The sequence below is a fragment of the Leptospira ellinghausenii genome (assembly GCF_003114815.1).
GTDB lineage: Bacteria > Spirochaetota > Leptospiria > Leptospirales > Leptospiraceae > Leptospira_A > Leptospira_A ellinghausenii.
Window position 1 is genome coordinate 633,629 of record NZ_BFAZ01000009.1, and the last position, 14,249, is coordinate 647,877.

General features: G+C 39.0%; 14 protein-coding genes. 4 read left to right on the plus strand and 10 right to left on the minus strand.

Features of this window, described 5'->3' with window-relative positions; translation table 11 throughout:
- Positions 1-4: 4 nt before the first annotated feature.
- The 8 genes from DI076_RS11430 to DI076_RS11465 form a co-directional block, all read right to left on the minus strand.
- On the minus strand, positions 5-1,780 hold the full coding sequence (locus DI076_RS11430) for a methyl-accepting chemotaxis protein (RefSeq protein WP_108959984.1): 1,776 nt from the start codon (positions 1,778-1,780) through the stop codon (positions 5-7).
- A 168-nt stretch (positions 1,781-1,948) separates the two neighbouring features.
- Positions 1,949-2,665 (minus strand): phosphate signaling complex PhoU family protein, encoded by a 717-nt coding sequence (locus DI076_RS11435; protein ID WP_174705049.1) that lies wholly within the window; start codon positions 2,663-2,665, stop codon positions 1,949-1,951.
- Between the two features lie 26 nt (positions 2,666-2,691).
- Positions 2,692-3,168: a chemotaxis protein CheW gene (locus DI076_RS11440; protein WP_100715795.1), complete on the minus strand. Its 477-nt coding sequence runs from the start codon at positions 3,166-3,168 to the stop codon at positions 2,692-2,694.
- A 20-nt stretch (positions 3,169-3,188) separates the two neighbouring features.
- Positions 3,189-3,866: a hypothetical protein gene (locus DI076_RS11445; RefSeq protein ID WP_245918397.1), complete on the minus strand. Its 678-nt coding sequence runs from the start codon at positions 3,864-3,866 to the stop codon at positions 3,189-3,191.
- 231 nt (positions 3,867-4,097) lie between these two features.
- Positions 4,098-5,168, minus strand: coding sequence for a mannose-1-phosphate guanylyltransferase (locus tag DI076_RS11450; protein ID WP_108959986.1), 1,071 nt, complete (start codon positions 5,166-5,168; stop codon positions 4,098-4,100).
- A gap of 52 nt (positions 5,169-5,220) precedes the next feature.
- Positions 5,221-5,472, minus strand: a complete 252-nt coding sequence (hfq, locus tag DI076_RS11455; protein ID WP_015676555.1) for an RNA chaperone Hfq — start codon at positions 5,470-5,472, stop codon at positions 5,221-5,223.
- A gap of 21 nt (positions 5,473-5,493) precedes the next feature.
- Positions 5,494-6,384 carry a tRNA (adenosine(37)-N6)-dimethylallyltransferase MiaA gene (gene miaA / locus DI076_RS11460; protein WP_108959987.1) on the minus strand — a complete coding sequence of 297 codons (891 nt, stop codon included), beginning with the start codon at positions 6,382-6,384 and terminating at the stop codon, positions 5,494-5,496.
- On the minus strand, positions 6,381-6,884 hold the full coding sequence (locus tag DI076_RS11465) for an FYDLN acid domain-containing protein (RefSeq protein ID WP_108959988.1): 504 nt from the start codon (positions 6,882-6,884) through the stop codon (positions 6,381-6,383). The genes miaA and DI076_RS11465 overlap by 4 nt, the downstream gene beginning before the upstream one ends.
- 104 nt (positions 6,885-6,988) lie before the next feature.
- Between DI076_RS11465 and DI076_RS11470 the strand changes: the two genes are divergently transcribed.
- Positions 6,989-7,768: a pyridoxine 5'-phosphate synthase gene (locus DI076_RS11470; protein WP_108959989.1), complete on the plus strand. Its 780-nt coding sequence runs from the start codon at positions 6,989-6,991 to the stop codon at positions 7,766-7,768.
- Here the strand turns inward: DI076_RS11470 and DI076_RS11475 are convergent.
- On the minus strand, positions 7,737-8,762 hold the full coding sequence (locus DI076_RS11475) for a tetratricopeptide repeat protein (RefSeq protein ID WP_108959990.1): 1,026 nt from the start codon (positions 8,760-8,762) through the stop codon (positions 7,737-7,739). The two genes, DI076_RS11470 and DI076_RS11475, sit on opposite strands and share 32 nt — an antisense overlap.
- Before the next feature lie 91 nt (positions 8,763-8,853).
- Here DI076_RS11475 and DI076_RS11480 point away from each other — a divergent pair, with 91 nt between their 5' ends.
- Both DI076_RS11480 and nadB read left to right on the plus strand, forming a co-directional pair.
- Complete coding sequence (locus DI076_RS11480; RefSeq protein WP_108959991.1) at positions 8,854-10,695, plus strand: S41 family peptidase; 1,842 nt, start codon at positions 8,854-8,856, stop codon at positions 10,693-10,695.
- A 55-nt stretch (positions 10,696-10,750) separates the two neighbouring features.
- Positions 10,751-12,352, plus strand: a complete 1,602-nt coding sequence (gene nadB, locus DI076_RS11485; RefSeq protein WP_108959992.1) for an L-aspartate oxidase — start codon at positions 10,751-10,753, stop codon at positions 12,350-12,352.
- Positions 12,353-12,489: 137 nt separating this feature from the next.
- Here nadB and DI076_RS11490 read toward each other — a convergent pair whose 3' ends face one another.
- Positions 12,490-12,705 (minus strand): hypothetical protein, encoded by a 216-nt coding sequence (locus DI076_RS11490; RefSeq protein WP_108960939.1) that lies wholly within the window; start codon positions 12,703-12,705, stop codon positions 12,490-12,492.
- Between the two features lie 297 nt (positions 12,706-13,002).
- On the opposite strand from DI076_RS11490, the gene DI076_RS11495 reads away from it, so the two are divergent.
- Entirely contained in the window at positions 13,003-14,097 is a 1,095-nt protein-coding gene (locus tag DI076_RS11495; protein ID WP_108959993.1) for a tyrosine-type recombinase/integrase, read from the plus strand.
- The last annotated feature ends 152 nt before the right edge of the window (positions 14,098-14,249 follow it).

A 14,249-nucleotide genomic window follows, 5' to 3' on the forward strand; every position in this document is an offset into this window, starting at 1 on the left:
GAAATCATAATTTAAACATAGATAATTCCTGATTCAATTCGACAATAAGAGAATTTAATTCTGCTGAAGATTTTGCTGTTTTTTCTGACATCATCGATAACTTTGCAGTATCATTTGCTAAGTGATGGACTGAAGTTCCCATTTCTTCATTTACCTTCTTTTGTTCTTCAGTAGCAAAGGAAACGGAAGTTGACCTGTTGACAATATTTTCAGATTGTTTTCTAATTTCCTCTACTTCTGCAATTTGCTCCAAATTTGCTTGGTTCACTCTATCGATATTGTTGATAATCTCGATGACACTATCTGATAAATATTGGAAGGTTTCACTTGCTGATTTAACTGATGAAACTGACATATGTGTGGAAATAGAAACTCTTTTGATGAGTTCTGAAATTGTTTTTGTGGAGGAAGCAGTTCTTTCTGCAAGTTTACCCACTTCCGAAGCAACAACAGCAAATCCTCTTCCAGCGTCACCTGCACGTGCTGCTTCAATGGAAGCATTTAATGCAAGTAAGTTGACTTGTTCCGAAATATCTTTAATGATTTCTAATATTTTACCAATTTCCAAAGCATTTTTATCAACTTCTTCAATTGATTGGATTGCACTGGAAATTGATTTTCCACTTTTGATTACTTCTGTTTCGACTGAATCTGCTTTCGATTTAGCATGGAGTGATATTTCTTTCACACTTGATGAAATGGTAAATAAATGTTCGATGGACTCATTTGTCGCAGCCGTTAATTTTTTTTGTTCTAACGCATCGGTATAAATACCATTAATAGAAGAACCATTTTCTTCTAAAGCTGCAGCTACCTCTTCCAAAGATGCGGCTTGTACTTGAGAGTGTTCCGCTGAATCACTGGACAATCCTTCAAGTGTTTTTGCTTCCAACTGAATTTTTGAAGAATGTTTGGTAATGGATGTTAATAATCGATTGAGTTTGATTTTTGCTTCTTCCAAATAAATAGAGATCACACCAATCTCATTTCTTGTTTGATTGATACGAAGATCTGATCTCAGATCTCCTTCAGCAAATAATTTTAAAATATTTGATACATCCCTAATGGTGGCAGAAGTATTTCCAGTCAGTTTCCATAAAACAAAAAATAATACAGAAATCATGATCAGAATGAAAGCGCTCAAACCCAAACATACCATTTCCAATTGGTGATCACTTACGAAGTTTCGAAACTGATAATAGATATAAAATGAAAACATAAAGTATTCGATTACAAATGTAGCAAAAATAGGAAAAAGCAAATTCGCAAACAAACTAAGCGGTTTTAATCGTAATTCATTATATACATCGTACATCTTTTTCTCAACATATATGTAGAAGAAAGATGAAATCGCCATTGCAAGTAATACACCAAGTAGGGAAAAAAACAGAACTTCCCCATACGTTTTGACCAAACCAAACTGATACGAAAGTACCATCGTCAGAATTGGTCCACCAACATTGGTGGATAGAATATTAAGAGCTCCATTTTTGGAATGGCTCCGAATCAGAGAGAGTTCCTTGTCTGTATAAATGATTCCTTCCGGACGATTCATTTGTTTTTTGAAATTTCTATCTTTGAAAAAGAAAATCATTGCATGTGCACCAATAATGGGTGGAGCCAAGTAGAATAAAATTTTTAGTATGGATTCAAAATTGCCCAAACCAAAAATGAGTAACATTCCAGCAAAAAAGAGAAAAGGATCGAGATTGGTTATAAGTAAGTAAGAAAGGAAAAAACTTTTTGGTTTCGGTTGGGAAACATACTCTTTTGGTTTCATTGGCAGTGAATTCTATAACAAAACTTATTTCCTTTGTCAAATGAAATTAATGCTTCATTGACATTCCATAATCATTCTATATTCGGAAATATTCTAAACCGAAAATCCCATGCGTACAATTTGTGCGAAACATGGACATTTGTTTGGAATTGATGGGAAGGAAAAGGTTTAAGGGTAAGAGGAAGATTTGGATTTGACGTTTTCTAAATGGCGGATGTCTTTTCCTGTATTCAACCTGACAAGTTCTTCCGCCACATTCACCGCATAATCACCTAACCTCTCTAATGCGAGAATGATTCGATAGACATCGGCAAATTCTTGTTTTTCCATATCAGGTACGGCTCGATACTTTTGGAAAGCTTGGTCACAAAGGGCATTCAGTTCGTCTTCCAGGGAATTCACACTCCCCATAAACCTCTCTTTTTCTTCTACTAAAGATTCGATCGCCATTCCTGCAAGAGTTGTAACCCTTGATAGAATTAGAGTCATTGGTTCTTCATTTTTGAAGAGACCTTTGCGGATGGTTTTGTGACGAAACACATCAGCACAGTTGACCACTTGGTCTCCCATTCGTTCCATATTCCGAGTGATCCGTATGGCCGAAAGAGCAAATCGCAAAGGATCTTTTTTCAATACAATGTCATTATCCACATCGCCCATCCCGAGAATGTTACGGTTACTCACTGCTTCCAATATGGCATTTTGGGAAAGGTTATCGTTTTCCTTTTCTAAATCATCAATGAGGTCATCACGTTCTACAATTTTCTCAGCTTGGGCATAGTCATCTGATTCGAGAGCCTCACTGAGTAAGATCACTTGCTCCAAAACAAGTTCCGCCATGGAATATAAGTTTTTTCTTAAGTAATAAAATTTGGAGATGATCATGTCAATTTAGATATTGCTTACTTCCGTTATACGGTAGCTAGTTCCGTCATCTCTTCTACAGTGAGAATTTTTTCGATATCGATTAGGATGATGAACCTGTTGTCTTTTTTTCCAACACCTGTGATGTAACGAGAAGAAATCCCTTTTACAGATGGTGGTGGTGGATCCACTTGGTTGGCTGGAAAATGTACCACATGGGACACTTTGTCCACAATCACACCGATTGATTTACCAGACACATTGATGACTATGGCACGGTCTGCAGACTCTGTTACATTTTTGATGTTCAATCGTTTGGCAAGGTCAATCATCCTTACCACTTTGCCTCGGATGTCCATGATCCCGGCAAAGTAACTTTTGGATTGTGGAACGCGGATTAAATTTGTGATCTTAACAATTTCTTCAACAATTGTGATGGGGATGGCATACTCTTCATCTCCCAAATTGAAAATGATGTATTGCTCATGGATGAATTGGTTTGCTTGGGATGTTTCTTTGGCCATATCAATTTCTACTACTACGTCTAAAAATAGACGTAGCCGTTGTAGAAAAAATATGAACCGAAACTGAGAAATGACAACACTTTTGTCATTAGAACAGAACGTTTTCTCACAAGAAAATCGAGTAGGCCCGCGATCATCCCTAAGACTCCTAAACTGAGTCCTAATACGACATAATCATAGTATACATAATAGACCAAACAACCAAATCCAACGCCAAGACAAACATCCTGCAAATCTCCCCAGACCCTTCGTTTGAAACGTGTCCAGAGCGATCCTCGTGCTTCTCTTGCCTCTCTCCGTTCTCGTCTCCAACGTTGGAACCGGGTCTCACGAATGATGCCAAAAATGGAATCATACCGAGTGGAGGGGAATAATGCCGATTCCAACGGCCCACGAGAGGACCTGGTTTTTTCCGAAACCTCTGCTTGGAAGGGAGGGTAAATTTCATACGCTCCGCCGATGCTAACCAACATGTCTTTGTCAGGGAGAGAACTGAAGTATTCCCGAAAGGGCCAGATCTTACGAAAGACGGGGTAGGCACGCCCAGAAGTAATATCCTTCTCAGTTTGTACGGTACCGTTTTTCACAGTGGCTCCGTACATACGTCCCTTCTCTTCTTTGATTTCGACAGTTAACCGAACGAGTCGTTCGTGAAAGTTGAACTCAGCCTCCAGGACATCCCCGAGAGGTGTTTCCATGGTAAATGCTCGGATGAAACCGGGGGTGCGGGGTTTCTGTTTCCTCCAGACTTGTTTCATAACAAATCTATCGGAGGAAAAAGAAAGTCACTGAAGAAAGATTATTTCTTCTTTTTGTGTCTGTTGGCTCTGCGTTTTTTCTTACGTTTGTGGGTTGCGATTTTTCTACGCTTTCTCTTTTTTCCGGAAGGCATTCCTTCCTCCTTATATCAAGCCTGTTCTGTCAAATTTCTAGTCGAGGTACTTTTGTAAAACTTTATTTTTCCTCATATTGGATAACATCGCTTTGATATCACCCACACCTTCACGTGAAGTGATGAGGAGTACATCTGGTTCTTCCACAACGATCAGGTCTTTCACACCAAGAAATGTGATGAGCTCTTTTTGAACGGAGGAAATATTCCCTGATGCTTTGTGGTAATGTACTTCTTTTCCTTGGTGGTGGTTTTTCTCTTTGTCCCCTGGCAAAATGCGTTCGAGGGACATCCAGGATCCAACATCATCCCAATTGAAAGTAGCTTCTACCATACGGATACGATTGGATTTTTCCATGATCGCAGTGTCGATGGCTTCGGAAGGTAACATCTGGAATGCAGATTTTAAATCCCCAAAGTTCTTAAACGGAAATCCATTTTTTAATGGACCAAGGATATGTGGCGCATGTCGTTCCAGTTCCGATAGAATGGTTTCGGTGCGGAAAAGAAAGATCCCTGGATTCCAATAAAAATTCTTTTTTTTGATGTATTTGAGTGCAGTTTTGAAATCAGGTTTTTCAAAAAATGCTTTCACCGTGTAACCTACATCAGTTGGTTTCCCTGTGCTAATGTATCCATATCCAACTTCAGGTCGGTTTGGTTTTACCCCAAGTAAAACCATTCCATTTTCCGTTTCGAACAAGGCTTGTTCTATGGTTTTTGTGAACTCTTTGACAGGATCAATAAATGCATCTGCGGAGAGAACGATGAGGTTGGGATTTCCGTATTTTTTTTGGAAGTAAAGTGCAGAAAGGGCAATGATAGGTGCTGTGTTTTTTCCTTCTGGTTCGATGATAAAATTTCCAGATGGGAATTTAGGATCTTTTTTGAGAATTTCTGCCTTCAGAGTTGCATTGGTCCCAATGTAAATACGATCCAATGATGTGATGGTTAGGGCTCGGTCGATTGTCTCTTTGAGAAGAGTTTTGTTGGAATAAACTTTCTGGAGCTGTTTCGGGGAATTGGTGCGGGAACGAGGCCAAAACCTCTCCCCTTTCCCTCCTGCCATAATCAAAACAACAGGGGTTTCTTTTGGTAATTTTGCCATAGGGTTTGGAACCAGAATTTAGAAAGGGAAAGAGAGGAAAACTAGAAAAGAGTTATGCCCCACCTGCTTCTTTCGGAGTTTCCTCACTGTGAAGTTTGATCGGTTTTGCAGGAATGATGGTCGAAATGGCATGTTTGTATACCAAATTCTGTTTGTTTTCATTTTCAAGAATGATGGTGAAATTGTCAAAACTGACAACTTTTCCTTTTAAAGGAACTCCATTTAACAAGTAGATGGTGAGATCAATTTTCTCTTTTCTTGCTGTGTTTAAAAGTTGGTCTTGGATGTTATTTTTTGCCGACATTGGAAATCCCGAGTGTTCTCTTTATCTTTGTTCTATATTTGTATACAATTGGACAGCGGCATCAAAAGAAATGGGCGAAAGGAATGATTCTTTTTTGAACCAAGTAATTTGCCTTTTTGCATAATTTCTGTGACTTTGCGCCAACTGTTCAATGAATGTATTAATGTCTATCGTTCCATTTAAGAATGCAAGCGCAAAATTGTAACCCAAGGTTCGTAACCCCGGACAGTTTGGTCCGTACTTCGAAATAACTTCTTTCGTTTCCTCTAACATACCACTAACGATCTGATTCACTCGGGCATTGATGCGTTTGTAGAGAATGTCACGTGGCCAATCCAACCAGTGCCCAATCATTTTCACTTCTGGATGGTCTTGTAAATATCCTCCTACAGTTTGTTTTGATACCTCTGACCACAAAACTCCTGTGAGAACAACTTCCAAAGCACGTTTGATGCGGTATCCATCTTGCATAGAAAGACTTTCCATTGCTCTCGGGTCTTTTGTTTGGAGCATCATCCTTGCTTCTTCTAATGGAAGGTGCAAAACATAATCCTTGGTATCTTTTGGTACATTTGGTACGGGAAACATGCCTAAGAGAAATGCACGGAGATAAAATCCTGTCCCACCAATCAGGATGGGAATTTTCCCCCTGCCTTGGATATCGGAAATGGCTTCTCTTGCCAAAAGGGAAAACTGATTGGCATTGATGGATTCGTTTGCATTTAAAAAACCAACGAGCCAGTGGCGGATATGGGAAAATTCTTCGGGAGTGGGTGCCGTTGTGCCTACCGGTAAATCCCGGTAGACTTGGCGAGAGTCAAAAGAAACAATTTCGAAACGTTTTGGGTCAAGGGCTTGGGTAAGCGAGGTTTTTCCGGAACCGGTAGGTCCACCAAGGATGGGAAGGATCACTCCTCTTCCTCGGCAACGACCTCCTCTTCTTCGGCCTCTTCCAATTCCTCAGTTTCTTCTAAGAGTTCATCATCTTCAATGACTGGTTCTTCCTCTTCTTCCACTTCGTATTCCGAACTGCGAATGGCAGCCATACGGGATTTGATTGCAGGTTTTGCCAACTGGTCAGCTCCGCATTTCGGACATTTTTTTTCAGGTTTGTTCAAATCATAAAACTTCGTTCCACAGGAGTAACAGTTAAACTTCTTTCCGAGCGGGTTGTTCGGATCAATTTTCACAGCTGGGGTTTTGGCTTGCGGGGCCGGTTTGTCCTTTTGTGCTGTGGCTGTTTTAGGCGCAGGTACAACCTTTGCCTTCGTAGCAGGGGCTTTGGACCCGACTACGGCCTTTTTTTTATCTTCCTTCGGGGAAGAGGACTTGGCGTCCTTACTCGGTTTTTCTTTGGCAACCGCTTTCTTTTTGGGCGGTGCTTGTTTCTTTGCTGCTTTTTTTGCGACCATAAACGTACTTTTGACAGTTTTGGAAATCCCTTCTCTGGGACAACCTTTTTGAAATTGGACGGTTTTCTCCTGGATGAAAATTAAAGGAAAGTTTTTTTTTTCCTATGACCCAATTAAGTGTCAATGTCAACAAGATCGCCACTCTCCGCAATTCTAGGGGAGGATCCATTCCAAATGTTCTGAAATTGTCAGAAATCATATTAGATTCAGGTGCCCATGGGATTACAGTTCACCCTCGATCTGATGAAAGGCATATCACCAAACAAGATGTATTCGAATTAAAGGAATTTTTGGAATCTTACAACGAAAAAATTACTAAATTAGGAATTTCTAAAAAAGAATACAATATTGAGGGAGAACCAAGTGAACGTTTTTTGGAACTTGTCCTTAAGGCAAAACCAGACCAAGCCACTCTTGTTCCCGTGAAACCAGGCGAAATCACATCGGACCATGGATTTGATTTTAGGGATCCGAAAACGTTTGTCACCCTGAAACCAATCGTAGAGGCATTCCGAAAAGAAGGAATCCGAGTGTCTCTTTTTATGGAGACTGATTTTACATTTTATGACCAAGTCACTCTTCTCGGTGCCGAACGAATTGAACTGTATACAGGTCCATTTGCCCACGCATTTGACGCAGATGTACAAAAAGGCATTCAAATTTTTGAATCCTATCAACAGGCTGCAATCGAAGCAAACAAACGAGGGTTAGGCGTAAATGCTGGACATGACCTCGATACGAATAATTTACAAGTATTTGCAAAACTTCCTTTCCTTGAAGAAGTTTCGATTGGCCACCGTCTCATGGCCCAAAGTATAGTAGATGGATTAGGGAATACGGTAAAAGAATATCTTAAAGTTCTTTCGCAAGGAAACGAATCTTAGAGTAACCAGGGTCTTGTTCGAGTAATAATTTTGCCGCTCGTTCTAAGGCGATTGCCATCATCGCTTCCGACTTACCCTTTGTTTTGGAAATTCGCACTTCGGTCATAAACTGTTTAAAGGCTTCTTTTGCCTGAGCTTCGTTCCCGGAAAGAGAAGTTAGTTTTACCTTACGCCATGCTTCCGTCATGGGAGAGGGGCGAATGGACCCAGAAACGAGGGAAAGATTTCCTTCTGAATTCGAAGAGACAGTCGCAGAAACTGCACCTTGTGTTCCTCCCACCATTTCCTTTCCCAATTCCCCTCGGTGGTAAGAGGAAGTATCCCAAATTTTGGTAAATGGATCCGACTTCATCTGGTCCGCATACAACCTTTCCTTATAGGATAAATTGGGATTTCGGATTTGTTTTTGGAGAGAAATTTGTTCGTTAGGTTCTAATTTTTGGAAACAAGTCGAAAAACTACCACGTTTTAATGACTCCTTGGTGAATACACCTCGTTCGATCAAAAATTGAAAAGTGGAAATGTTTGGGGATTTTTCCTCTTTGCATTGTTTATCCAATTCAGAAAGAGAAGCGAGCACTTCTCCATCATACGAATGTGCTTTTAAATCCGCTAGGTTTCCCGATTTTTCAGCGGATAATCGTAACATGTTTTTGTAAAGTGTGTCGTTTGGATTTTTTTCTAAAGCCTTTCGAAATCCGGCATAACTTTCATTGTAATTCCCACGTTGGTATTCCAAAAGTCCCCACATGTAACATAAATAACCATCGTCAGTATCTTTTGTTCGACAAACATATCTTAGTCGAGACATTGCATCTTCTTTTGCCGAAGGGTTTTCCCAAACATCGAGCAATACCTCTTCCAAAAAAAGAAGGGTTTCCAAACTATATGGATCACGATTTGGGTTTTTTTCTGGCTCGGAGGAACAAAACCAGAGAGAAAGGGCAAAAATCAGGACAACGAATGAGCGCATGTCACCGTCTATGTTATGCATGTGTCCTAGATTTGTCCCAATTTTTTTTGTCTTGCCTAGGCTGGAAATTCGGAAATTCTTAGGATAATCTATCCACGAAACGAGAGATCCCTTGAAACGATTTGTTTATCTACTATCCTTTTTCACCCTTCTAAGTTTTGCTTTACCAGTTGGTTTTATTTCCTGCGAACCAGAAGCGAAAAAAGCGCAAAACCGCGAGACCAATTTCACTTATGTCGACTTTGAAACTGTCATTCGAACAGTAGACAAACTGTACATAGACAAACATATCAATGTAAATCGTGCTTATACCGATGCAGCAAGTTTTGCTTTTTTAAGTTTACCCCATCCACTTTACATTTACCCAGAAAGTTATTTCAAAGAAAGAGAGAAATATGATGATAAAGAGGACCTCTGGCCTGGGACTACTTTCAAAATTTCTCCATCTGACAAGTTTGTCGTTTTTGATCCTGATTACACCCAAGTGGAAAAAATCCAAAAAGAGAAACGGAAAAAAAATGAAAATCGTAAGTTGTCTGATGCAGAACTCAAAAAACTGATCGAAAAAGAAAAATTAAAAAAATCAGTAATCTCTGCTCGTTGGGAAGAAATTAATTTTTCGAGAAAGGATTTTGATCGGGTTGTCACTTACATCCAAGACAATTTGGATAAATACAAAACTCCTGTATTAAAAGGACTTGTGGAACTTGATGGTGAACTTCCTGACGAAGAGGAAGAAGACAAAAAAGAATTCCGCATGGAACAAGTGTTTGTTGCTGCTGCGAATGGTTATTTAAACTCTCTTGACCCACACTCCAATGTCTTTTTGGAAGAAGTTTGGGAAGAATCCATGTCCAAAATCAGTGATGGATCTTTTGAAGGGATTGGAGCCATCCTCTCTGGTGGTGGAAGTCGTGAAGTCATTGTTGAAAATCCATTGGAAGGAAGTCCTGCACTCAAAGCAGGGATTCGCAGTGGAGATAATATTGTTGCTGTTGATGGAAAACTCATCAAAAACTTATCTCTTGATAAAGTAGTTAAAAAAATCAAGGGACCAAAAGCAACAAAAGTTGTGCTTACCATCTCACGTAAAGGGAATACAGGAAAAATTGATATCGAAGTGATTCGTGATAAAATCACTATCAAAAACGTAACCTTTCACCTAGTAAAAGAAAATCCACAAGTAGCATATATCAAACTCACTGGATTTGTAAAACCTGGAAACGGGGAACCACCAATTGATACACAAATTGCCGAAGCTTTAGCAGAAATGGAAAAAACTGCCAAAGAGAATGGCAAACCGTTAAAAGCTGTGATTTTGGACCTAAGAGGAAACTCAGGTGGATTTTTGGATTTAGCAGTGGATATTGCTGATATGTTTATTGAAAAAGGACTGATTGTTTCTACAAAAACTCCTGGTCGAAGTGATGATGAAAAATATGCAAAAATCAAAGACATCACAAAACTTCCGCTAGCTGTGCTCATGAATTCAAAATCAGCATCTGCGTCTGAAATTGTGGCAAGTGCAATCCAACACCATGGCCGTGGAATTTTACTTGGTGAAAGGACATTTGGAAAGGCAACTGTGCAAACATTAAAAAAATTGGACAACAATCCTAATTACCTTTTGAAAATCACAAATGCTAGGTATTATTCTCCTTCTGGAAAAACCATCCAAGTGGTTGGAGTTTCACCTGACATTGAAGTTTCTGAAGAACCAGATGGAACCTTCCCTTTCCGATACCGAGAAGAGGATATGTGGAACCACTTACCTCTCATTCCACATGAAGGAGTAGTGAAATCTAAATTCAATTTGAACGCAATTAAGGATTATGCCAAAAAAAATGGCAAGGCTGATGCCTATTTAAAAGAACACGCAAACGACGCGATCAAACCTGATTATATGTTAATTAGAAGTTTGGACTTTATCGAAGGGATGTTGAATGCGAAATAATGATTCTAGAATGTAGAATCATTTTTTTTGAAACTAATCATAAATTGGATGCAATGTGACTCGAATTAAATCAGATTTTCTGATCATAGGAAGCGGAGTGAGTGGTCTCTTTACCGCATTAAAATTAGCTCCGCTTGGTTCAGTTGTGGTTGTTACCAAAAAAGCAGACTACGAATCGAATACCAACTATGCCCAAGGTGGGATTGCATCTGTTTTTGATGATAAGGATAAATTCGAAGAACACATCAAAGACACTTTAGAATCTGGAGCAGGTTTATGTGATCTGGAAGCAGTTCGTGTTTTGGTGGAAGAAGGTCCAACCCGAGTCAAAGAACTATTGGACTTGGGTGTTCCTTTCACAAGAAACCAAACAGGGGAATTGGATTTAGCACGAGAAGGTGGGCATAGCAAAAATAGAATTATCCACTCTCTTGATAGAACAGGAAGTGCCGTCGAACAATCGTTACTTGATCATGTTCATGCCAACCAAAACATACGAATTCTAGAAAACCATGCTTGCGTAGATTTAATTACTAAACACCATTTAAAAAATAAAGAAAATTTACCCTTACGATGTTATGGAGCCTACATTGTAGATACAGAAACTGGTGAAGTATTTCCAGTCCTAGCCAAAAAAACTATTTTGGCAACCGGGGGTGCAGGCCAAGTATATTTGCACACAACCAATCCTAACATTGCCACTGGTGATGGTGTAGCCAGTGCTTATAGAGCTGGTGCCATTGTCAAAAATATGGAATTTTACCAATTCCATCCTACTTCGCTTTTCCATGAACAAGGGAATAGTTTTTTAATTTCAGAAGCAGTGAGAGGTCATGGCGGCATCTTACGCGAGATAGGTGGTAGACCATTCATGAAAGACTATCATGAAATGGGAGAATTAGCACCTAGAGATATTGTAGCACGAGCAATTGATGATACGATGAAAAAAAGAGGGGAACCACATGTACTCCTTGATATCACTCATAGACCTGCCAATGACATCATAAGCCATTTTCCTTCAATTTATGAACGTTGTAAAAAACTAGGAATTGATATCACAACCGATCCAATTCCAGTTGTTCCTGCCGCCCATTATATGTGTGGTGGAGTTGCTACGGATCTCTTAGGACGAACAAATATTGCAGATTTATATGCTTGTGGTGAGACAACTTGTACAGGTGTCCATGGTGGAAACCGTTTAGCTTCCAATAGTTTACTGGAATGTTTGGTATTTTCCCATCGGATTGCAAATGATATCAAATCAGAAGGGAAACTAGAGTATTCCTTAGAAACCGATTTGATTCCTGATTGGAACAAAGAAGGAACTACTAACACGGAAGAATGGGTATTAATTTCCCATGACTTAATCGAAATTAAAACCATCATGAGTAATTATGTTGGAATTGTTAGGTCTGATATGAGATTGGAACGTGCCCTTCGTCGATTAAAACTGATTTCGCAAGAAGTAAAAGATTATTACAATCGAACGACTGTTTCCTTGGGATTATTAGAACTTCGTAATTTAGTAAAAGTTGCGGAACTCATTGTCAGATCCGCTTTATTACGAAAGGAAAGTCGGGGCCTACATTTTAGTACGGATTATCCTGAAGACCGAACTCCATCTAGGCAAGATACAATCCTTTCTCATCAATTATAAAAATCCTGCGCCAGGGACCGAAGCGGAAATCCTTTCTCAAATTGAGAAAGATTGAAGCGTAGGGCCCGGTCCATTTCTGTATTTTGTAATCTGATGTTATTGATTGGAGGCGCCCAAATAACTCGCGTTATCTGAATTTAATCTCTTACACCTAATATTGTATACACAATTCCTAAAACGACTGGTAAGATGGAATAACTAAAAACATGGATGAAGTATCCTCGTTTTTCACCCCATTTTTGTTTCATTGGTTCTAGTTTCCAAAAAAATCCCGGTTTGTAGAGACGTAAAATATAGGTAGTGATTCCATAAATGATAAAAAAGATTCCTAATCCGACTGTGACTAAATTCATATAACTCCCAATGATTTCAGTTTGTGTTGGAGTATGAACTTTCCAAGAAAAAAAAATCCTTAATTTAATTTTCGTTTGTCCGTTGCCCTTGGGCGTGATAGAGGGAACGTATTGGGTGGCGGGTCTAGAACCCCACCCTAATAAGGGCGGGGATACTAGATTCGCACTCCCCCCCCCCAAAAAAAATCTTCCCCGATCACCAACATTTTCCTCTCATCTTCAAAAAACGAAGGGATCTCAGGACCAAAACCGTTAGCCACCACCTATTCTATTGAATCAAACAAAGTTAGGTGTTTTATGATCAAACTCAAATACAAATCAAATGATAAACGATTCCATCTATATTTTCCGTATTCGGAAATGTACGTCAAAATCGCAAAATCAATTCCAAAGGCAATTTACCACCCTGAAGATAAAAGTTGGTCCTATCCTAATGAAGTTTCATCCATTAAACGCGTGTTACTTGATTTTTCCGAGTATGATATTCGGTATTTAGCAAATGAGATTCCCAAACAATGTGGGATTTTGGAAGATTTTTTTCGTTCGGCCAGGGAAAGGAATTTTTCATTTTTCACCACCAAAACATATTATTCACATCTATACAGACTATTGCTTTTTACAGAAAAATTACCCATGAATATTGTTTCGAAAGATATCGAAAATTATTTGGACTTCCAAGTGAAAGAAAAATCATTACGTTCTGCTTCAATCCGAAGTGCAAGGCAAGCATTCATTTTCTATTTTCGGGAAGTCCGTAAGCAGATGAAAAATCTCAAATTTCCAAAAATGAAAGCTGATGCTAAATTACCTGAAGTATTATCAGCGGAAGAAACAAGAGCTATATTCAATGCACTTCCGAATTTAAAACATAAAATATTACTCCTCATTAGTTACTCAGCAGGTTTGCGCGTTGGAGAAGTGATTCATTTACAATTAAAAGATATCGATTTGGAACGGAACATGATCCGAATCACCCAAGGAAAAGGTAAAAAAGATAGATACACAATTCTTGCCAATTCCCTCATACTCGAACTCAAAGAATACTTACAAGTTAGAGAATATAATTTACTCTTAAAATATAGTTTTAATGAGGTAAAGAACATAACTTGGTTATTTCCGGGTGCAGGAAAAAGACCTCTTCACATCAGAACTGCTGAATCCATTTTTAACCAAGCGGCCGCTAAAGCAAAGATTACAAAAAAAGTCACCTTTCATAGTTTGCGGCATGCATTTGCGACACATTTGTTGGAACTCGGAACGGATCTAAGAATGATCCAAACTCTACTCGGACACTCAAGTGTCCGAACCACTCAAATTTATACCAAAGTTGCCAGGAGTCGATTGGAAAATATCAAAAGTCCTCTTGACCAAATGACAAAACCAAAAACTTAAAAAACTGCCATTCTTTCCTCCTTCAACATAACCTCATCAATACATCCATCCCTTTTCTTCTTTTGCTTTTAAAATCAAAATTCACTCTCAGGATTTCATTGACGAATCTCAAACTCTCCTATAAAATCGAATCCTTATTCAGTTACTAAAAA

Bases quoted from the DNA above. Each gene is read 5' to 3' on its own strand.
- DI076_RS11430 (WP_108959984.1), bottom strand. From the start codon at position 1,780: ATGAAACCAAAAGAGTATGTTTCCCAACCGAAACCAAAAAGTTTTTTC.
- DI076_RS11435 (WP_174705049.1), bottom strand. From the start codon at position 2,665: ATGATCATCTCCAAATTTTATTACTTAAGAAAAAACTTATATTCCATG.
- DI076_RS11440 (WP_100715795.1), bottom strand. From the start codon at position 3,168: ATGGCCAAAGAAACATCCCAAGCAAACCAATTCATCCATGAGCAATAC.
- DI076_RS11445 (WP_245918397.1), bottom strand. From the start codon at position 3,866: ATGGAAACACCTCTCGGGGATGTCCTGGAGGCTGAGTTCAACTTTCAC.
- DI076_RS11450 (WP_108959986.1), bottom strand. From the start codon at position 5,168: ATGGCAAAATTACCAAAAGAAACCCCTGTTGTTTTGATTATGGCAGGA.
- hfq (WP_015676555.1), bottom strand. From the start codon at position 5,472: ATGTCGGCAAAAAATAACATCCAAGACCAACTTTTAAACACAGCAAGA.
- DI076_RS11465 (WP_108959988.1), bottom strand. From the start codon at position 6,884: ATGGTCGCAAAAAAAGCAGCAAAGAAACAAGCACCGCCCAAAAAGAAA.
- DI076_RS11470 (WP_108959989.1), top strand. From the start codon at position 6,989: ATGACCCAATTAAGTGTCAATGTCAACAAGATCGCCACTCTCCGCAAT.
- DI076_RS11475 (WP_108959990.1), bottom strand. From the start codon at position 8,762: ATGCATAACATAGACGGTGACATGCGCTCATTCGTTGTCCTGATTTTT.
- DI076_RS11490 (WP_108960939.1), bottom strand. From the start codon at position 12,705: ATGAATTTAGTCACAGTCGGATTAGGAATCTTTTTTATCATTTATGGA.
- DI076_RS11495 (WP_108959993.1), top strand. From the start codon at position 13,003: ATGATCAAACTCAAATACAAATCAAATGATAAACGATTCCATCTATAT.